Origin of the sequence: Streptomyces racemochromogenes, assembly GCF_044129415.1 — a bacterium.
GTDB lineage: Bacteria > Actinomycetota > Actinomycetes > Streptomycetales > Streptomycetaceae > Streptomyces > Streptomyces racemochromogenes_A.
On record NZ_JBBDHD010000043.1, the window covers coordinates 39208 to 57679 of the forward strand.

The following is an 18472-nucleotide window of genomic DNA, read 5'->3' on the forward strand; positions in this document are numbered from 1 at the left end:
CCCGTACCCGCTGGTGAAGGTTCTCGGTCAAAGAGGCGGAATGAGCGACTGGGTAGACTTCGCGCCGATGACCACGACCAGCAGCCCCGCAGTCCACCCCACCGCGCCCGCCACGACGGCGCCGGCCACGCGTGGGGGCTCCTTCGAAGCAGCCGTGCGAGGACGGGGCGCCCTGCTGGGCATCGCGGTCTTCTGGCTGGCCAGCAGGGCGGCGATGCTCTGGACGCTCGTCCACGACGTCGGGCACTCCACCAACACCCGTGTGGAGGTCACCCTGACCTACCACAACTGGTACAACGTGCTCGTCCACTGGACGATGCCGCACAACGACGTCATGTGGCAGTACCCGCCGGCCGCCGCGGCCGTCTTCCTCTCACCGGACCTGCTGCCGTTCCTCACCTACTTCCAGGGCTTCGTCGCCCTGACGGTGCTCTGCGACGCCGTCATCCTGCTCGGCCTCCTGCGGGCGGCGCGGCGCGAGGACGGCAGCGTGGCCGGTGCGCTGATGTGGCTGGTGGCGCTGCCGCTGATGATGGCGACCCCGTTCGCCCGCTACGACATCCACGTCACCCTGTTCGCGGTCTTCGCGCTGCTCTGCATGCGCAACCGCCCCCGGCTCGGCGGGGTCGTCGCCGGTATCGGGGCGATGGTCAAGGTGTGGCCGCTGCTGACCCTGCTCGGTGTCCCCCGCGGCAAGTCCACGCGTGACGCCTTCGTCGCGGCGGCGCTGTCCTGCGCCGCGCTGCTGGGCGTCTTCGCGGTGCTGTTCAAGGACACGCTGGGCTTCCTCGGCAACCAGGGCAACCGCGGTGTCCAGGTGGAGTCGCTGGGCGGTTCCGCGCTGATGGCCGCCAAGCTGGTGCACCTGTGGCCCGGCAAGACCAACTTCCAGTACGGGGCGTTCGAGTACGTCGGCCCCTATGTGTCGAGCATCGCGCGGGCCTCGGTGGGCCTGACGGTGCTCGGCTTCCTGCTGCTCCTGCTGTGGCGGGTGAGGGCCAACCGCTGGTCGAGCGCGACGCCGTTCGACGCCGCGCTCTGCGCGATCCTGGTGTTCACGGTCACCAGCCGGGTGATCAGCCCGCAGTACATGATCTGGCTGCTGGGCCTCGGGGCCGTCTGCCTGACCTCGAAGCACAGCACCCAGCGGCCGGTCGCCTGGCTGCTGGTCGCCGTGACCGCGGTGACCACGCTGGTCTTCCCGGTCTTCTACGACGACGAGGTCCTCACGACCAGCACGCTGGGCACGGTGCTGCTCTGCTCCCGCAACGCCCTGCTGCTGTACGCGACGGTGTGGTCCGGCGTGCGGCTGTGGAAGGCGACCGTGCGGCCGAAGGCCGAGCTCTAGCCGGGGGTCGCCTTGTACTGTGCGGCGCGTGCCGTGAACTCCGCCTCGCGCAGCACCCGCTGGGCGTTGCCCCAGGTGAGCAGGGCGAGGTCGGCTTCCGACCAGCCGCGTTCCAGGAGTTCCGCGAGCAGCCGCGGGTAGCCCGAGGGGTCGGCGAGTCCGGCCGGCCTCGGGCTTCCGGGTTCGGCGCCGAAGGCGGCGCCGAGGCCGACGCCCTCCGGACCGGCGAGGGCCCGTACGTGCTCCACGTGGTCGGCGACGGCGTGCAGGGAGTCGCCGGTGCGCTCGGTGTCGAAGGTGACCATCGCCAGTCCGCCCGCCGCGCGCAGCGCGAGGAGGACCTCGTCGGTGGCGTTGTCGGGGTGCGGGGTCAGGGAGGCCGCCCCGGTGTTCGAGATGATCACCGGCGCCTTGGAGGCGGCCGCGAGCTGGCAGGCGGCGGCCGGTGAGCAGCCCGTCAGGTCGATCAGCATCGCGAGCCGGTTCAGCTCCTTGACCACCTCGTGGCCGAAGGCCGTCAGTCCCTCGTCGGCCCAGGGGGCCCCGGCGGGGGCGAGCAGGCGTACGCCGAGGGCGTGGAAGGCGCGCAGGGCGCCGAGGGAGCCCGTGAGGGTGCTGCCGGGGACGGGGCCGAGGAAGGAGGCGATCCGGCCGCGGTTGCGGGCGTCGACCATGTCGTCGGCGGTCAGCGCGAGGCAGAGGCTCTCGGAGTAGCGGCGCATCAGGGCGAGGGCCGCGTCGATCTGTTCGAGGGTCTCGCACACGGCCTGGGCACAGGAGTCCGCGCGGGGCGGGCCGGGGGGTACGAGGAGGGTCCAGAACTGGGCGCCCACTCCCCCGGCGCGCAGCCGGGGGATGTCGGTGTCGACGCCCGTGTCGGGGGTGTCGATGTCGTGGTACGGGCTCTGGCGCAGGGTCCAGACGAGGGTGTTGCAGCCGTCTGCGACGGGATGGACGGCGAGCAGCGCGGCCGCGCGGTCCAGGGACCCGCCCGCCCTCAGGGGGGCGGTGACGGGGACGTCTTCGGCTCCGACACCCACGGAGTGGGGTTCATCCTGCAGGTCGGCCATGGCATTCGCTCCGGTCTCGGCGGCAGCAGGGAAATATGGGGCCACCGTGACATGCGCGGCGCGGGTGCCGCCCGGCGAGTGTGGCGTTCGGGTGTACGGCCGTACGGGACAGGGGCGGGACCGGGGTGTTCCCGGTCCCGCCCCTGTGCGCGGTCTGCTGCGGGTGCGGGTCAGAGCACCGCGTTCGAGGGGCCGCGGGTGGCCTGGAGGTCGCGGGCGACGGCTTCGGCGTCACGCAGCGCCCGTACCGCGTTGGACCAGGTCAGCTTGGCCAGGTCGGTCCGGGACCAGCCGCGGTGCAGGAGCTCCGCGATCAGGTTCGGGTAGCCGGAGACGTCGTCGAGCCCGGCCGGGGTGAAGGCGGTGCCGTCGAAGTCGCCGCCGATGCCGATGTGGTCGACGCCGGCGACCTCGCGCATGTGGTCGAGGTGGTCGGCGACGGTGGCGGCGGTGGCCATCGGGCGGGGGCGGGCGGCTTCGAAGGCCCGGTGCAGGGCCATCGCCTCGGGCGTGGTGTCGAGGTGGTGGAAGCCGTGGGCGCGCAGGTTCTCGTCCGCGGCGAGGGTCCACTCGACGGCGGCGGGGAGGATGAACTTCGGCACGAAGGTGGCCATGGCCACGCCGCCGTTGGCGGGCAGCTGCGCCAGCACGTCGTCGGGGACGTTGCGCGGGTGGTCGCAGACCGCCCGGGCCGAGGAGTGCGAGAAGACCACCGGGGCGGCCGAGACGGCGAGCGCGTCGCGCATGGTGGTGTCGGCGACGTGCGAAAGGTCGACGAGCATGCCGGTGCGGTTCATCTCGCGCACCACCTCGCGGCCGAAGTCCGTGAGGCCGCCGTGGCGGGGTGCGTCGGTCGCCGAGTCCGCCCAGTCGATGGTGTCGTTGTGGGTGAGCGTCATGTACCGCACGCCCAGCTGGTGCAGGGCGCGCAGGGTGGCGAGGGAGTTGTTGATGGAGTGGCCGCCCTCGGCGCCCATCAGGGAGGCGATCCGGCCGTCGGCGCGGGCCGCCTCCATGTCGTCCGCCGTCAGGGCCCGCACCAGGGCGCGGGGGTAACGGGCGATCAGCTGGCCGACGGCGTCGATCTGCTCCAGGGTGGCGCTGACGGCTTCGTCACCCGCGAAGTCGGAGCGGACGTAGACGGACCAGAACTGCGCACCGACCCCGCCGGCGCGCAGCCGGGGGATGTCGGTGTGCAGGTGGGCCGACTGGTCGCCGGCGATGTCGCGCCGGGCGAGGTCGTAGCGGACCTGCTCGCGCAGGGCCCAGGGCAGGTCGTTGTGGCCGTCGACGACCGGGTGCTCCGCGAGGAGCCCGCGGGCCTCGGCGAGCAGGTCCGCCGCGCTCACTTGCCGAACCCGAAGGACTCCGCGCCGGCGACCTTGGCGCGGAGCCGCTTGCCCTTCTCGGTGGCCTGGTCGTTCAGCTCCTGCTGGAACTCCCGCATCCGGCCGAGGAGCTCCGGGTCGTGCGCGGCGAGCATGCGCACCGCGAGCAGGCCGGCGTTGCGGGCGCCGGCGACGGAGACGGTGGCGACGGGGACACCGGCGGGCATCTGGACGATCGACAGGAGGGAGTCCATGCCGTCCAGGTACTTCAGCGGGACCGGCACGCCGATGACGGGCAGCGGGGTGACGGAGGCGAGCATGCCGGGCAGGTGGGCGGCGCCGCCCGCGCCGGCGATGATCGCCTTGAGCCCGCGCTCGGCGGCCTGCTCCCCGTACGCGACCATCTCGCGCGGCATCCGGTGGGCGGAGACGACGTCGACCTCGTAGGGCACCTCGAACTCGTCCAGGGCCTTGGCCGCGGCCTCCATGACCGGCCAGTCGGAGTCCGAGCCCATGACGATGCCTACGACGGGGGAAGTGCTCATTCGGTGATCGTTCCTCTGAGGTAGCCGGCTGCGTGGCGTGCGCGTTCCAGCACATCGTCCAGGTCGTCGCCGTAGGTGTTGACGTGGCCGACCTTGCGGCCGTGTTTCACGTCCTTGCCGTACATGTGGATCTTCACCTGCGGGTCGTGGGCCATGCAGTGCAGGTACGCCGCGTACATGTCGGGGTAGTCCCCGCCGAGGACGTTGGCCATCACGGTCCAGCGGGCCCGGGGGCGCGGATCGCCCAGGGGGAGGTCCAGGACCGCTCGGACGTGGTTGGCGAACTGGGAGGTGACCGCGCCGTCCTGGGTCCAGTGGCCGCTGTTGTGCGGGCGCATGGCCAGTTCGTTGACGAGGATGCGGCCGTCGGTGGTCTCGAACAGCTCCACGGCCAGGTGGCCGGTCACGTCGAGTTCCTTGGCGATGCGCAGGGCCAGCGCCTGGGCCTCGCCCGCGAGCTCCTCGGAGAGGTTCGGGGCGGGGGCGATCACCGTGTCGCACACGCCGTCGACCTGGATGGACTCGACGACGGGGTACGCCACGGCCTGGCCGTGCGGGGAGCGGACGATGTTGGCCGCGAGCTCGCGGACGTAGTCCACCTTCTCCTCCGCGAGGACGGGGACGCCCGCCTTGAACGGGGCCTCCGCGTCCTCGGGCGTGCGGACGAACCACACGCCCTTGCCGTCGTACCCGCCGCGCACCGTCTTGAGGATGACGGGGAAACCGCCGACCTCTTCCGCGAAGGCCGCCGCGTCCGCCGGATCGCTCACGATCCGGTGGCGGGGGCTGGGCGCGCCGATCTCGTCGAGCCGGGCGCGCATCACCCCCTTGTCCTGGGCGTGCACCAACGCGTCGGGCCCCGGCCGGACGGGGATGCCGTCCGACTCCAGGGCCCGCAGGTGCTCGGTGGGTACGTGCTCGTGATCGAAGGTGATCACGTCGCAGCCGCGCGCGAAGGCGCGCAACGTCTCCAGGTCGCGATAGTCGCCGATGACGACGTCGTTCACGACCAGGGCCGCCGAGTCCTGGGGGGTGTCACTGAGGATCTTGAATCTGATGCCGAGGGGGATACCCGCCTCGTGGGTCATGCGGGCGAGCTGACCGCCGCCGACCATGCCGACTACCGGGAACGTCACACCTCCAGGGTATCCGCCGGTATTCCGCCATACGGACGCAGGCCTGGCGCGGACCCGTCGGTGGGGCCCGGAGGCCTTGTGTGCGTTGCGTCGCAGGGGTGCCGAGGCGCCGTCGGGCTCCCGGGGCGACACTTAACATGGTGGGGTTGACGAGATCGGGCGACACGCCCGGCCGGCCGTCGCCGGCGGCTCCCCCCGCGACTCACACGACGACTGACAGGGACTGAACCATCACATGAGCACGCCGAACGCAGTACCGCTGTCCGAGCGCTTCCGAGGGATCCTCCGCGAGGTCGTCAAGTTCGGCGCGGTCGGCGGCGCGGGCGTGCTGGTCAACTTCGGCGTCTTCAACCTGCTGCGCAGCACCACGGACCTGCAGACGGTCCGGGCGAACGTGATAGCCATCGTGGTGGCCATCATCACGAACTACGTGGGGTTCCGCTACTTCACCTACCGTGACCGCGACCTGGGCGGCCGTCGCCGCGAGATGATCCTGTTCGTCCTGTTCAGCCTGATCGGCATGGTCATCGAGAGCGGCGTGCTCTACGTGGCCACGTACGGGTTCGGCCTGGACAGCTCCCTGCAGAACAACATCTTCAAGTTCTTCGGCATGGGGGTGGCGACGGTCTTCCGGTTCTGGTCGTACCGGACGTGGGTCTTCAAGGCGCTGCCCACGGACGCCGCGCCCTCGCTGGTCGTGGAGCAGCGCGACGGGCGCGAGCCGGCGGCCGTCGCCGCCTCCCTCACCCCGGAACCGGCGGGCCGGCAGGGCTGAGGCCGGGGGCTACCTGACCGTCCGCTCCGGCTCCGCGCGCTCGGGGGCGGTCCGGCTGAGGAAGAGCGCGAACACCGGCGGCTGACTCTGGAGGAGCTCCAGGCGGCCGCCGTCCGCTTCCGCGAGGTCCCGGGCGACGGCCAGGCCGATGCCGGTGGAGTTGCGGCCGCTGATGGCCCGCTCGAAGATCCGGTTGCCGAGGTCGGGCGGGACGCCGGGGCCCTCGTCGGTGACCTCGATGACGGCCTGGTTGCCGGTGACGCGGGTGCGCAGGGCGACGGTGCCGCCGCCGTGCATGAGCGCGTTCTCCACGAGAGTGGCCAGGACCTGGGAGACCGCCCCGGGCGTGCCGACGGCCCGCATGCCGGTCTTCCCGGAGCGGACGATGGCCCGCCCCGCGCTGCGGTAGGCCGGCCGCCACTCCTCCACCTGCTGCTTGACGACCTCGTCGAGGTCGAAGGGGACGGCGGAGCCGGTGCGGGGGTCGCGGGAGTTCGTCAGCAGCCGCTCGACCACGTCCGTGAGCCGCTCCACCTGGGTGAGGGCGATGGTCGCCTCCTCCCGTACGGTCTCCAGGTCGTCGGTGACCGTGATCTCCTCCAGCCGCATCGAGAGGGCGGTGAGGGGGGTGCGCAGCTGGTGGGAGGCGTCGGCGGCGAGGCGGCGCTCGGCGGTGAGCATCCGTCCGATCCGCTCGGCGCTGGCGTCGAGCACGTCGGCGACCCGGTCCAGCTCGGGGACCCCGTAGCGCTTGTGCCGGGGCCGGGGGTCGCCGGAGCCGAGCCGCTCGGCGGTCTCGGCGAGGTCGGTGAGGGGGGAGGCCAGCCGGTTGGCCTGGCGCACGGCGAGCAGCACGGCCGCCACGACGGCCAGCAGCGCCACCGCCCCGACGACGGCCAGGGTGCGTCCGACCTCGCGGGTGACGGTGGAGCGGGACTCCTCGACGACCACCACCTCGCCCTGCTCGCCGCGCGCGGTGCCCCGGATGACGTTGTCGGCGATGCGCTCGCCGACCTCGACGGTCGGCTGCCCGGGGAGGGTGATGCGGGCGTAGGTGCCGACGTCCAGCTGTTCGGAGAGGGAGCCCGCGTCGACCCTGCGGTGCTCCAGGGCGTCGGCTTCGACGACGCCCAGCAGGCGCAGCGCCTCGGAGCCGATGCGGTCCTGGGCGCTGCTGGTGATGGTCCGGGTCTCCACGATGACGAGGGAGACCCCGAACACGGCGATCACGACGAGGACCACGGCGAGCGTGGAGTTGATCAGGCGGCGGCGCATGCCCTAGAGCATGCCCTAACGGAGGAACGCGTCAGCTCTTCTCGAACCGGAAGCCGACGCCGCGGACGGTGGCGATGTAGCGGGGGTTCGCGGCGTCGTCGCCCAGCTTCTTGCGCAGCCAGGAGATGTGCATGTCGAGGGTCTTGGTGGAGGACCACCAGGTGGTGTCCCAGACCTCGCGCATCAGCTGGTCGCGGGTGACGACCCGGCCGGCGTCGCGGACCAGGACGCGCAGGAGGTCGAATTCCTTGGCGGTGAGCTGGAGCTCCTCCTCGCCCATCCAGGCGCGGTGGGACTCGACGTCGATGCGGACCCCGTGGGTGGCGGGTGCCTGGGCGGTGTCGTTGGCGCCGCGCCGCAGCAGGGCCCGTACGCGGGCCAGCAGCTCGGCGAGGCGGAAGGGCTTGGTCACGTAGTCGTCGGCGCCGGCGTCCAGGCCGACCACCGTGTCGACCTCGTCGGCCCGGGCGGTCAGGACCAGGATGGGGAAACCGTGGCCTTCGGCGCGCAGTCGCCGGGCCACCTCCAGGCCGTCCATTCCGGGCAGTCCGAGGTCCAGGACGACGAGATCGACGCCTCCCTGCAGTCCGGCCTCCAGGGCGGTGGGGCCGTCCTCCCGGACCTCGACCTCGTACCCCTCCCGGCGCAGGGCGCGGGCCAGGGGTTCCGAGATGGATGCGTCGTCCTCGGCGAGCAGTACACGCGTCATGTGGGTGATGGTAGTCCGCGGCGGCTGAAAGGAGGCGCTTGCCTGCATACCCCTCTCGAACTGGGGTTATTAACTACTATCGGCCTTCGAACTTGACGAATCGGTTCCCGTCTTCCCTGTGATCCATATCTCAAGCCCTTCCATATGCATCGGTGCCCTGTCGTATGGTGGCGGAACGCCCGATGCACTATCGAGGGGACATTTGCGCTCAAATCCGAGCCGAGAACCTCAAATTCTGCTCTGGCCGGCTCGATCCGGCCCAGATGACAGTGAATGACCTATGGGCCGGGCCCGGCACGCGAGGAGGCGTGCAGGGCGTGGATCCCGGTTACGGCTGCCCCGTCACCCCGCACATCGGGGAACGAGACCCCAGGGCGTGGGGTGGGACATCCGTCGCCGGTGCCGGCCACCCCCCCACCGGGCGCTGAACAGCTCACGAAGCCGAGCGTCCCGAGCAAGCAAGGATCGACCATGGCTTCCAGCCTGACGAAGGCCTCGCCGAGCGCAGCTCACGAGAAGACCTTCCTCGGCCACCCCGTTGGCCTGGCCACGCTGTTCATGACCGAGATGTGGGAGCGCTTCTCCTACTACGGCATGCGTGCGCTTCTCGTTCTGTACTTGGTTTCCGGCGGCGCCGACGCCGCGACCGGCAGCCAGGGCGGGGGCCTCGCCTTCACGGCCGCCACGGCCACGGCGATCTACTCGGTCTACGTGGCCATGGTGTACCTCATGGCCATGCCCGGCGGCTGGTTCGGCGACCGCGTCTGGGGCGCCCGCAAGACGGTCGCCATCGCCGGCATCGTGATCATGGCGGGCCACGTCTCGCTGGCTCTCCCCGGCCAGATCGCGTTCTTCGTCGGCCTGCTGCTCGTCGCGCTCGGCTCCGGTCTGCTGAAGGCCAACATCTCCACGATGGTCGGCCACCTGTACAAGGGCCTGGACGACTCGCGCCGCGACAGTGGCTTCACGATCTTCTACATCGGCATCAACGTGGGTGCCTTCGCGGCGCCGCTCGTGATCGGCACGATCGGCGAGACCGTCAACTGGCACCTCGGCTTCCTGCTCGCCGCCATCGGCATGGGCGTCGGCCTGGTGATCTACCTGCTCGCCGCCCGCACTCTGAACCCGGAGAGCAGCGTCGTCCCGAACCCGCTGTCCCCGGCGGAGCGCAAGGCCGTCATCGTCAAGGCCCTCGCCGTTCTGGCCGTCATCGCCGTCTTCTACGGCGCGGTGGCCGCCGCGGGCATGTTCACCATCAAGTGGGCGCTGTACCCGATCACCATCGCCGGTCTGATCATCCCGGTCGCCGTCCTCGTGCGCATCAAGCGCGACAAGGACCTGTCCGCCGGCGAGCAGTCCAAGATGAGCGCCTACATCTGGTTCTTCGTGGCCGCCGCCGTCTTCTGGATGATCTACGACCAGGGTGGTTCGACCCTCTCGCTCTTCGGTGACAAGAACTCCGAGCGCAGCCTGCTCGGCTGGGAAGTGCCCACCGTCGTCTTCCAGTCGCTGAACCCGCTCTTCGTGGTGGCCCTGGCCCCGGTCTTCGCCGCCCTGTGGGTGGTTCTGGCCCGCCGCAACCGCGAGCCCAGCACCATCGTGAAGTTCTCGGGGGCCCTGGTCCTCGTGGGCTTCTCGTTCTTCCTCTTCGCGATTCCGCTCAACCAGACCGCCGGCAACGACACCAAGGTCACCATGTGGTGGCTGGTGCTGATCTTCCTCGTGCAGACCGTCGCCGAGCTGTGCCTGTCCCCGGTCGGCCTCTCGGTCACCACGAAGATGGCGCCGCAGAAGTACGCCTCCCAGATGATGGGCGTGTGGTTCCTCGCCGTCACCGCCGGCGACTGCGTCACCGGTCTGCTCGGCCTGGCCGACGTGAAGCTGGACGGCGTCGGCGTGATCCTCTTCCAGGCGGCCGCCGCCGTGGCCGCCGGCCTCGCGATCTACATGTACCGCAAGAAGGTCGACGCCCTGATGGGCGACACGAAGTAACGCCTCGCTCCCAGGGGTAGGCGAAGGCCCGGCACACCGGATGGTGTGCCGGGCCTTCGTCCGTTCTGGGCCGGGCTACCTCGTGCCGCGCAGGCGGCGCCAGGGGGTGAAGGTGAAGACGGCGCCGCCGAGCAGGATGACGGTGCCGGCGACCAGGGCGAGGGCCTTGATCCCGCCGTCGTCCTGGGCGCCGGTCTCGGCGAGGCCGCCGGAGGCGGAGGCCGCCGAGGAGCCGCCGGTGGACGGGCCGGCGCTGGTGGAGCCGGAGCCGCCCGGCTGGGCGGTGGTGTCCAGCTCCAGGGAGACCCCGCTGGCGGTGGCCTTGCAGGGCACGTTGATCGGGGTCGAGCCGGGGGCCATCGTGACGTCGATGGTCAGCTGGTCGGGGGTCAGGGTCACCTTGCCCGACGCGCCCGGCTTGTAGGTGCCGGTCATGTCGGTCAGGCTGACGGGCGCCCCGTTCGGGATCGGCTCGGCGTTGGCCGGGCCGGTGACCTTGACGGTGCCGCTGTCGGCGCCGCCGAGCTTGATGTCCATCGACGGCTTGAGGGCGCCGGCCGGGAGCTGCATGGGGCTGGCCATCGCGCCCTTGGCGGTCTTGACGGTGAGGGCGTAGTCCCCGCCGTTCTTCTTCGCGCTGATCGTCACGGGCGTTTTGATGCCGTTGGGCACCACCGCACCGCAGTCGTAGGTGACGTCCACCGCCTTGCCGGGGAAGTCGGTCTGGCCGCCGGAGCCGCCGGTGGTCGACCCTCCGCCGGTGGAGCCGCCCGTCGTGGAGCCGCCCGTCGTGGAGCCCGTGGTCCCGCCGGTGGTCGTCGAGCCGCCCGTCGTGGAACCCGTGGAGCCGCCCGTCGTGGAGCCGCCGGTGGTTCCGCCGGTGGTCGTCGAGCCGGTGGTGCCGCCCGTCGTGCCTCCGGTGCCGCCGGGGGCGGTGACGTCCAGCTCCAGGGAGGGCTCGGGGCTGTTGCCGGGCGTGCAGGTGGTGGTGGTCCCCATCGCCTTGATGGTCAGGACCCCCGCCGTGAAGGTGACCCTGCCGCTCTTCTTCGGGGTGTAGGTCCCCGACAGGTCACTGATCTTGATCGGGGTGTTGGCGGGTATCGGCTCGGCGTTGGCCGGGCCCGTCACCGGTACGGACGTCTTCTCCGCCCCGTCGACGACGATGACGGCGCTGGGGGTCATCGCGCCGGCACCGAGCTGGATGGGGCTGGAGGAGACGCCCTTCTGGAAGGACATCGTCAGCTTGTAGCCGCCGCCCTCCTTCACCCCCTTGATGTCGATGGGCGACACCGCCGACTTGTCCCCGATCGGGGTCTTGCAGTCGTACCGGACGTCGATCACTGCTGCGTGGGCGGTGCTCGGCGCCAGGAGCATGCCCGCGCCGCCGAGCAGCAGTGCGGCCGCTGCCGCACCAGCCCTCCGTTGGGTCTTCACGAATGTCCCTTCGTCGTCGGACGGTTCTCGGACGGTGCGGATGTCTGTGGGGGCTGCGGCTCCCGCGGCTCGGGCGTGAACCACGGCAGGGGCGGCGCCGGGGGCCCGGGAGCCCCGGCGGCCGGAACCTCGGGGAGGCGGGCGGTCACCGCCGCCGCCCCCTCCGGGGCCGGCGGGGCGCCCCGGTGCCGGCCGGGGGCACCGGGGCGGGGGCGGACCCGGTCCACGACGGCCATGCCGAGGCGGAACAGCGCCGTCGGGATCACCACCAGCAGCAGGCCCCAGAACAGCAGCACCCCGTACGGCCGGTCCACGCCCCACGGCTGGGTGGCGAGGACGGTCTCCCCGTACTTCAGCGAGACCGTGTAGTCGCCGTGGGCGCCCGCCGGGAGTTCCACGTCCAGGGCCACCTCCGCCTTGCCGCCGGGCGGGATGGTTCCCTTCCAGCGGGCCTCCTCCCACTGCGGGGCGAACACCCCGTGGGCGGTGCCCAGCCGGAAGACCGGGTCCTTGACGGGGGCCGAGCCGAGGTTGCCGACGGTGGCGGTGAACCTCCGCGACGGCGGGGCCCCGAACCAGGTCAGCACCCCGTCCCCGCCCCTCAGCCGGACGCCCGTCAGCAACGCAAGCCGCGCGGTCCCGGACTCGGTGGGCAGGTCGGCCACCGGATGGTCGGTGATCTTCAGGGGGACGGCGACGGTGGACTGGTCGCCGTTGACCGAGGCCACGTCGACCACGCAGGGGCAGGGCCTGGGCGGCGCCACGACCGGCAGCCGGGCCGTGAAGCGGCCGTCGTCGCCGACCGAGACGGCCACCCCGTCGGCATTGGCGCAGCTGTTGGTGCCACCGATCATGTTCTGACCGCAGACGAGCAGCATGACCAGGGTCCTGGCCCGCCAGCCGGTACCGGTGGCGGTGAGCTCGGTGCCCTTGGCCGCCTCCTGCTGCGACAGCGCCGCGGTGGGCTTCCCCTCCGAGGCCGAGGCCGGCGGGGCGGCGGCCAGGAGGACCAGGAGGGCCAGGGCCGCCAGCACTGCCCCGGCGCGGGATACGGCCCTCGGGCCGGGCGTGCGGCTCACCTGGACGCTCCCATCGGCTCGGATGCGGCGGATTCGGACACCGCCGGGGTGTTCGGGCCCCCTGCCCGCTCCTGCGGCCCCGCGTGCGGTTTCCCGCGCCGGCCGGGCGGGCGGCGGCGCAGGGCCCGTACGAGGAGGACCGCGCCCGCGCCGGGCAGCAGCAGGCCGGCCCCGGCCCGGGCGGCCCTCCCCCAGGGCACGCGCCAGGCCGTGGCGGTGGCGGTGGCCGGGGCGGCGCCCGGGGCGGTGGCGGTGAGGCGGAGCGAGACCCGGTCGAAGGCGGGCGCACCCGGCCAGGGCTCGGTGAGGGCGACCCGCCGGCCGGGCAGCAGCTCGACCGGCAGGGCGTGGGCGGGCCGGGCGGCGGAGGCCCCGCCGAGGGCGCCTTCGGCGTACAGGGCGAGCGCGGGGGTGAGGGCGACGTTGCCCCGGTTGACAAGGGTGTACGCGACGGCGGTGGCCGCGCCGTGACCGCGGACGGAGACCTCCTCGACGGTGAGGGCCGCCAGGGCCGGGCCGGCCACGCGCAGGTCTACCCGTACGCCCGCCTCGCGCCCGCCCTCGGCCGCGACGACGGCGGCGGGGTGGTCGCCGGGCGGGGCGGCGGGCGGCACGGTGACCGTGAAGGGGACCACCGCGCGGGTGTGCGGCGGGAGCGTGACGGTGGCGGCCGCGCCGAAGCTGATCCAGGAGCCGACGTCCTGCGCGCCCCGGGCGGGGCGTACGGCGAAGGCGCCGTCGGGCGTGTCGGAGGCGTCGGCCCCGCGCAGGGTGACGGTCCGCTCCCGGTCGCCGGTGTTGGCGAGGGCGAGGCGGTCCTCCAGCACGGTGCCGGCGGGACCCGCGAGGTAGAAGGAGGTGCGGCGGGCGGCGGACGCGCTCCCGGTGTCGGGCGCGGCGGTCCAGCCGGGCCCGCCGGCGTCGGCGGCGTCGGCGGCGGCGGCGGCCGCCGGGGTCCCGGGGAGGGCGGCGGCCAGCAGGAGCAGCGCGGCCAGGCGGCGCAGGGTGCGGGGCGTGGGGGCGGGGAGCACGGGGGGTGCTCCGTTCAGGACGGCGTGCGCCGGGCCCGTCGGCCGCGCCGGGTCAGCCAGAGCAGGCCGGCGGCGCCGGACAGCGCCACGGTGGCGCCGAGGGTGCCGAGGGCCAGGGCGGAGTCGGCGGGGCCGGTCTGCGGGAGGGTGCCGTCGGAGGCTCCGTCGCCGGAGGGGGCGCCGCCTCCGGCGGCCGCCGTCACGTCCAGTTCCAGGGAGGGCTTGGGGTTGTTGCCGGGCGTACAGGTGGTGGTGGTCCCCATCGCCTTGATGGTCAGGACCCCCGCCGTGAAGGTGACCCTGCCGCTCTTCTTCGGGGTGTAGGTCCCCGACAGGTCACTGATCCTGATCGGGGTGTTGGCGGGTGCGGCCTCGGCGTTCGGGGGGCCGGAGACCGGTACGGAGGCCTGCTCGGCGCCGGCGGCCGTGATGACGGCGCTGGGGTTCATCGCGCCCTTGCCGAGCTCGATGGGGCTGGAGGAGACGCCCTTCTGGAAGGACATCGTCAGCTTGTAGCCGTCGCCCTCCTTGACGGCCTTGATGTCGATGGGCGAGACCGCCGACTTGTCCCCGATGGGGGTCTGGCACTTGTACTCGACGTCGACCACGTCGGCGTGGGCCGCGGGGGCGGCGAGCAGGACGGCGGATCCGGCCAGCGCGGAGGCCAGCGCGAGCGCGGTGGAGCGTTTCCGGTCGGACACCTTCGTCTTCCCCTCGGGCCACGGAACGGCTTACTGACGCCATGTCAGATTGGTGGCTCAAGGTACGCCCGGGACCTTGCGGAGGGAAGACAAAGGACGGTCCGGCGTGAAAGGCCCGGCGGACCGCCCCTCGGGCGGCCCGCCGGGCTGCGCTCGGGACGGCGCCTCAGGCGGCGCGCACCCCTCGGTTCCAGACGGCGGACACCAGCGGGACGCCGGGCCGGTAGGCGAGGTGGACGTGGCTGGGGGCGTCGAGGAGGGCCAGGTCGGCGCGGGCGCCGGGCGCCAGACGCCCGACGTCCCCGCGGCGCAGCGCGCGGGCCCCGCCGGCGGTGGCCGACCACAGCGCCTCGTCGGGGGTCATGCGCATGTCCCGGACGGCGAGCGCGATGCAGAACGGCATGGAACTCGTGTACGAGGAGCCGGGGTTGCAGTCCGTGGACAGGGCGACGGTCGCGCCCGCGTCGATCAGGCGGCGCGCGTCCGGCCACTGGGCGCGGGTGGAGAACTCGGCGCCGGGCAGCAGGGTGGCGACGGTGGTGGCGGACGCCTGGGCGAGGGCGTCCACATCGGCGTCGGTGAGGTGGGTGCAGTGGTCGGCGGAGGCGGCCTCCAGCTCCACGGCCAGCTGCACGCCGGGGCCGTAGGAGAGCTGGTTGGCGTGGACGCGGGGGATCAGCCCGGCGGCGGCGCCGGCGGTGAGGATCGCGCGGGCCTGGTCGCCGTCGAAGGCGCCCTTCTCGCAGAAGACGTCCACCCAGCGGGCGTACGGGGCGCAGGCCGCGAGCATCTCGCCGGTGACGAGGTCGACGTAGCCGGCCGGGTCGTCGGCGTAGTCGGGGGAGACGATGTGCGCGCCGAGGTAGGTGACCTCGTCGGTGTGGGCGGAGGCGATGCGCAGGGCGCGGGCCTCGTCCTCGACGGTGAGGCCGTAGCCGGACTTGGTCTCGAAGGTGGTGGTGCCCTGGCGGAGGGCCTCGTCGAGGTGGCGGACGAGGCCCGCCTCCAGCTCGGCGTCGGTGGCGGCGCGGGTGGCGGCGACGGTGGTGCGGATGCCTCCGGCGGAGTAGGCGCGGCCCGACATGCGGGCGTTGAACTCGGCCGTGCGGTCGCCGGCGAAGACGAGGTGGGAGTGGGAGTCGACGAACCCGGGGATGACGGCGCGGCCCTTCGCGTCGAACGCGCTGTCGGCGGCGGGGGCCTGGCCGGCGGGGCCGGCCCAGGCGATGGTGTCGCCTTCGATGACCAGGGTGGCGTTCTCGATCAGGCCGAGGGGTGATCCGTCGCCGTAGGCGGGGTCGTTGGTGACGAGGCTGCCGATGTTGGTGATGGCGGTGGTGGTCATGGGTTCCTCTCGGGGGGTTCGCCCCCCACGCCGGCGGGCCGGTGCCGGCCGCACCGGCGCGGGGGCGACGGACGCGCAGCGCCCGTACGGGTCGGGGGCCTCAGCCCCGGACGGCGGCGATCGCTTCGGACAGGGCTCCCGCGACGTCCCCCACGAGGGCGTGGACGCCGTCGCGGACCACGTGGCGGCCGCCGACCACCGTGTGGCGGACGTCGGCGGCCGAGGCCGCGAAGACCGCCGTCTCGGCGCCGAGCCGCGGCACGGGGCCCGCCGTGCGGACGGTGTCCAGGGCGATGGTCGTGAAGTCCGCGAGCGCCCCGGCTTCCAGCCGGCCCGCGTCCGGGCGCCCGAGGGCCGCGTGCCCGTCGGCGGTGGCGGCCGTCAGCAGGGCGTTGGCCGTCCAGTGCCCCCGCGTCCGGCTGCGCAGCCGTTCGTTCAGCTCCATCGCCCGCGCCTCCTCCAGCAGGTCGATCACCGCGTGGCTGTCGCTGCCCAGGGACAGCGGGCTGCCCGCGCGCTGGAGCCGGCCGGCCGGGCCGATGCCGTCGGCGAGGTCGCGTTCGGTGGTCGGGCACATGCAGGTGCCGGTGGCGGCGGCGCCGAGCAGGGCGATGTCCTCGTCCGTCAGGTGCGTGTTGTGGACGCCGGTGGTGCGCGGGCCCAGCACGCCGTGGTCGGCGAGCAGCTGCGTCGGGGTGCGGCCGTGCGCGGCGAGGCAGGCGTCGTTCTCCGCCGTCTGCTCGGACAGGTGGACGTGCAGCGGGGCCTGGCGCTCCTGCGCCCAGGCGGCGACGGTGGCCAGCTGGCCGGCGGGGACGGCGCGGACGGAGTGGACCGCCGCGCCGATCAGCGCGTGCTCGCGGGGCTTGAGGGCCGAGACCCGTTCGGCCCAGGCGTCCGCGGTGCCGTCGGAGAAGCGCAGCTGGTGCGGGTTGGGGGCCTCGCCGAAGCCCGACGCCAGGTAGGCGGTGTCGAGGAGGGTGATGCGGATGCCGGCCGCCGCGGCCGCCTCGATCAGCGCCTCGCCCATCGCGTTGGGGTCGGCGTACGGGGTGCCGCCGGGGGCGTGGTGGACGTAGTGGAACTCGCCGACGTCGGTGATGCCGGCCAGGGCCATCTCCGCGTAGACCGCGCGGGCGAGGGCGAAGTAGTTCTCGGGGGTGAGGTTCTGGGCGACGCCGTACATGACCTCGCGCCAGGTCCAGAAGGTGCCCGAGCCGACCTGGACGGTGGAGCGCAGCGCCCGGTGGAAGGCGTGGGAGTGCGCGTTGGCCAGGCCGGGGACGGTGAGGCCGCGCAGCACCTCCGCCCCGGGGGGCGGGGTGTCGGCCCCGGTGCGCAGTTCGGCGATGCGGCCGTCGGCGCTCACGCCGAGGGCCACGCCCGGCTCGACGTGGTCGCCGAGCCAGGCGTGTTCCAGCCAGTACGTCTTCTGTGCGATCAGCACGTGCCCCTTCAACGGCATGCGAGGCCTTCCAGTACGTCGGCGAGGGCGAGGACTCCGGCCACGCAGTCGTCCTCGGCGGCGAACTCCCGCGGGGAGTGGGAGACGCCGGTGGGGTTGCGTACGAACAGCATCGCGGTCGGAACGGCAGCGGAGAGGATTCCGGCGTCGTGTCCCGCCCCGGTGCCGAGGACGGGGACCGCCCCGCCCAGGATCCGGTTGAGCTCCTCGCGCAGGGCGTGCTCGAACTCGACGACCGGGGTGAAGGACTCCCGGACGACGTCGAGGTCGATGCCGTCGCGCTCGGCCTGCTCGCGGGCGGCCTTCTCGACGGCGGTGACGACCGTGTCGAGGGTGGCCTGGTCGGCGGCCCGGGAGTCGAGCCAGCCGCGCACGAGGGAGGGGATGGCGTTGACCCCGTTGGGCTCGACGGAGATCTTCCCGAAGGTGGCGACGGCCCCGGCGAGGGCGGCCTCCCGGCGGGCGGCCAGGACGGTCTGCGCGTACGTCAGCATCGGGTCGCGGCGGTCGACGAGGCGGGTGGTGCCGGCGTGGTTGGCCTCGCCGTGGAAGTCGAAGCGCCAGCGGCCGTGCGGCCAGATCGCGGAGGCGATGCCGACCCGGTCGCCGGACAGGTCCAGGGCGCGGCCCTGTTCCACGTGGAGTTCGACGAAGGCGCCGATGCGGGCGAGGCGCTCGGGGTCGGCGCCGATCGTCTCGGGGTCGTACCCGGCGCGCTCCATGGCCTGCGGGAGGGTGGTCCCGTCGGCGTCGCGGAGCTCGTACGCCTTCTCCTTGGTCAGCTGCCCGGCCGCGAGGCGGGAGCCGACGCAGGCCAGCCCGAAGCGGGCTCCCTCCTCGTCGCCGAAGTTGGTGATGGCGAGGGGGCGGGTGAGGGCCGCGCCGCGGGCGCGGAGCTCGTCCAGGGCGGCGAAGGAGGACACCACGCCGAGGGGGCCGTCGAAGGCGCCGCCGTCGGGGACGGAGTCCAGGTGGGAGCCGGTGACGACGGCGTCGCCGGCCTCGGGGTCGCCGAGCCAGGCCCACTGGTTGCCGTTGCGGTCGACCTCGTAGGCGAGGCCGCGGGACTCGGCCTGCGCCCGGAACCAGGCCCGGCAGTCGGCGTCGGCCCCGGTCCACGCGAAGCGGCGGTAGCCGCCGCTGTCGGCGTGCCGGCCGATGGGCGCCAGCTCGTCCCACATTGCGGGAGGTGTGTTCCGCGTCCCAGGCCGCCACCGTGTCCGTGATCAGCGAGGT

At 73.1% G+C, this 18472-nt stretch carries 16 protein-coding genes; 3 read left to right on the forward strand and 13 right to left on the reverse strand.

The features are described from left to right. Positions 1 to 40 precede the first annotated feature (40 nt). Positions 41 to 1348 (forward strand): glycosyltransferase 87 family protein, encoded by a 1308-nt coding sequence (locus WDV06_RS18220; protein WP_395510811.1) that lies wholly within the window; start codon positions 41 to 43, stop codon positions 1346 to 1348. Here WDV06_RS18220 and WDV06_RS18225 read toward each other — a convergent pair. The 4 genes from WDV06_RS18225 to WDV06_RS18240 form a co-directional block, all read right to left on the reverse strand. Then, a complete protein-coding gene (locus tag WDV06_RS18225) occupies positions 1345 to 2418 on the reverse strand; it encodes a membrane dipeptidase (protein ID WP_395510812.1) in 1074 nt (357 codons plus the stop codon). The genes WDV06_RS18220 and WDV06_RS18225 overlap by 4 nt on opposite strands. A 170-nt stretch (positions 2419 to 2588) precedes the next feature. Then, positions 2589 to 3767 (reverse strand): dipeptidase, encoded by a 1179-nt coding sequence (locus tag WDV06_RS18230; RefSeq protein ID WP_395510813.1) that lies wholly within the window; start codon positions 3765 to 3767, stop codon positions 2589 to 2591. After that, complete coding sequence (gene purE / locus WDV06_RS18235; protein WP_395510814.1) at positions 3764 to 4291, reverse strand: 5-(carboxyamino)imidazole ribonucleotide mutase; 528 nt, start codon at positions 4289 to 4291, stop codon at positions 3764 to 3766. The genes WDV06_RS18230 and purE overlap by 4 nt, the downstream gene beginning before the upstream one ends. Continuing rightward, positions 4288 to 5427 (reverse strand): 5-(carboxyamino)imidazole ribonucleotide synthase, encoded by a 1140-nt coding sequence (locus WDV06_RS18240; RefSeq protein WP_395510815.1) that lies wholly within the window; start codon positions 5425 to 5427, stop codon positions 4288 to 4290. The genes purE and WDV06_RS18240 overlap by 4 nt, the downstream gene beginning before the upstream one ends. Before the next feature lie 235 nt (positions 5428 to 5662). On the opposite strand from WDV06_RS18240, the gene WDV06_RS18245 reads away from it, so the two are divergent. Next, on the forward strand, positions 5663 to 6202 hold the full coding sequence (locus WDV06_RS18245; protein WP_395510816.1) for a GtrA family protein: 540 nt from the start codon (positions 5663 to 5665) through the stop codon (positions 6200 to 6202). Between the two features lie 9 nt (positions 6203 to 6211). Here WDV06_RS18245 and WDV06_RS18250 read toward each other — a convergent pair whose 3' ends face one another. Together WDV06_RS18250 and WDV06_RS18255 are read right to left on the reverse strand one after the other, a co-directional pair. Further along, the gene (locus tag WDV06_RS18250; protein WP_395510817.1) at positions 6212 to 7477 is read right to left on the reverse strand and encodes an ATP-binding protein; all 1266 of its coding nucleotides are present in this window, start codon (positions 7475 to 7477) and stop codon (positions 6212 to 6214) included. Positions 7478 to 7508: 31 nt separating this feature from the next. Continuing rightward, positions 7509 to 8186 (reverse strand): response regulator transcription factor, encoded by a 678-nt coding sequence (locus WDV06_RS18255; protein WP_395510818.1) that lies wholly within the window; start codon positions 8184 to 8186, stop codon positions 7509 to 7511. Positions 8187 to 8657: 471 nt separating this feature from the next. On the opposite strand from WDV06_RS18255, the gene WDV06_RS18260 reads away from it, so the two are divergent. Then, positions 8658 to 10178 carry a peptide MFS transporter gene (locus WDV06_RS18260; protein ID WP_395510819.1) on the forward strand — a complete coding sequence of 507 codons (1521 nt, stop codon included), beginning with the start codon at positions 8658 to 8660 and terminating at the stop codon, positions 10176 to 10178. A 75-nt stretch (positions 10179 to 10253) separates the two neighbouring features. Here WDV06_RS18260 and WDV06_RS18265 read toward each other — a convergent pair whose 3' ends face one another. The 7 genes from WDV06_RS18265 to WDV06_RS18295 all read right to left on the reverse strand — a co-directional run bounded on the left by WDV06_RS18265 (position 10254) and on the right by WDV06_RS18295 (position 18417). Further along, positions 10254 to 11615, reverse strand: a complete 1362-nt coding sequence (locus WDV06_RS18265) for a hypothetical protein (RefSeq protein WP_395510820.1) — start codon at positions 11613 to 11615, stop codon at positions 10254 to 10256. After that, positions 11612 to 12694 carry a hypothetical protein gene (locus tag WDV06_RS18270; RefSeq protein WP_395510821.1) on the reverse strand — a complete coding sequence of 361 codons (1083 nt, stop codon included), beginning with the start codon at positions 12692 to 12694 and terminating at the stop codon, positions 11612 to 11614. Before WDV06_RS18270 ends, WDV06_RS18265 begins: the two co-directional genes overlap by 4 nt. Continuing rightward, complete coding sequence (locus tag WDV06_RS18275) at positions 12691 to 13725, reverse strand: COG1470 family protein (protein WP_395510822.1); 1035 nt, start codon at positions 13723 to 13725, stop codon at positions 12691 to 12693. Before WDV06_RS18275 ends, WDV06_RS18270 begins: the two co-directional genes overlap by 4 nt. 14 nt (positions 13726 to 13739) lie before the next feature. Then, positions 13740 to 14426: an LPXTG cell wall anchor domain-containing protein gene (locus tag WDV06_RS18280; protein WP_395510823.1), complete on the reverse strand. Its 687-nt coding sequence runs from the start codon at positions 14424 to 14426 to the stop codon at positions 13740 to 13742. 166 nt (positions 14427 to 14592) lie between these two features. Beyond that, positions 14593 to 15771 (reverse strand): imidazolonepropionase, encoded by a 1179-nt coding sequence (gene hutI, locus WDV06_RS18285; RefSeq protein ID WP_395510824.1) that lies wholly within the window; start codon positions 15769 to 15771, stop codon positions 14593 to 14595. A 100-nt stretch (positions 15772 to 15871) separates the two neighbouring features. After that, positions 15872 to 17212 (reverse strand): formimidoylglutamate deiminase, encoded by a 1341-nt coding sequence (locus WDV06_RS18290; protein ID WP_395510827.1) that lies wholly within the window; start codon positions 17210 to 17212, stop codon positions 15872 to 15874. A 14-nt stretch (positions 17213 to 17226) separates the two neighbouring features. Then, positions 17227 to 18417: an allantoate amidohydrolase gene (locus WDV06_RS18295; RefSeq protein WP_395510825.1), complete on the reverse strand. Its 1191-nt coding sequence runs from the start codon at positions 18415 to 18417 to the stop codon at positions 17227 to 17229. Positions 18418 to 18472 lie beyond the last annotated feature (55 nt).

What these genes read in the sequence shown, in the direction of transcription:
- WDV06_RS18220 (WP_395510811.1), top strand. Translation starts at nt 41, where the DNA reads ATGAGCGACTGGGTAGACTTCGCGCCGATGACCACGACCAGCAGCCCC.
- WDV06_RS18225 (WP_395510812.1), bottom strand. Translation starts at nt 2,418, where the DNA reads ATGGCCGACCTGCAGGATGAACCCCACTCCGTGGGTGTCGGAGCCGAA.
- purE (WP_395510814.1), bottom strand. Translation starts at nt 4,291, where the DNA reads ATGAGCACTTCCCCCGTCGTAGGCATCGTCATGGGCTCGGACTCCGAC.
- WDV06_RS18245 (WP_395510816.1), top strand. Translation starts at nt 5,663, where the DNA reads ATGAGCACGCCGAACGCAGTACCGCTGTCCGAGCGCTTCCGAGGGATC.
- WDV06_RS18250 (WP_395510817.1), bottom strand. Translation starts at nt 7,477, where the DNA reads ATGCGCCGCCGCCTGATCAACTCCACGCTCGCCGTGGTCCTCGTCGTG.
- WDV06_RS18255 (WP_395510818.1), bottom strand. Translation starts at nt 8,186, where the DNA reads ATGACGCGTGTACTGCTCGCCGAGGACGACGCATCCATCTCGGAACCC.
- WDV06_RS18260 (WP_395510819.1), top strand. Translation starts at nt 8,658, where the DNA reads ATGGCTTCCAGCCTGACGAAGGCCTCGCCGAGCGCAGCTCACGAGAAG.
- hutI (WP_395510824.1), bottom strand. Translation starts at nt 15,771, where the DNA reads ATGACCACCACCGCCATCACCAACATCGGCAGCCTCGTCACCAACGAC.
- WDV06_RS18295 (WP_395510825.1), bottom strand. Translation starts at nt 18,417, where the DNA reads ATGTGGGACGAGCTGGCGCCCATCGGCCGGCACGCCGACAGCGGCGGC.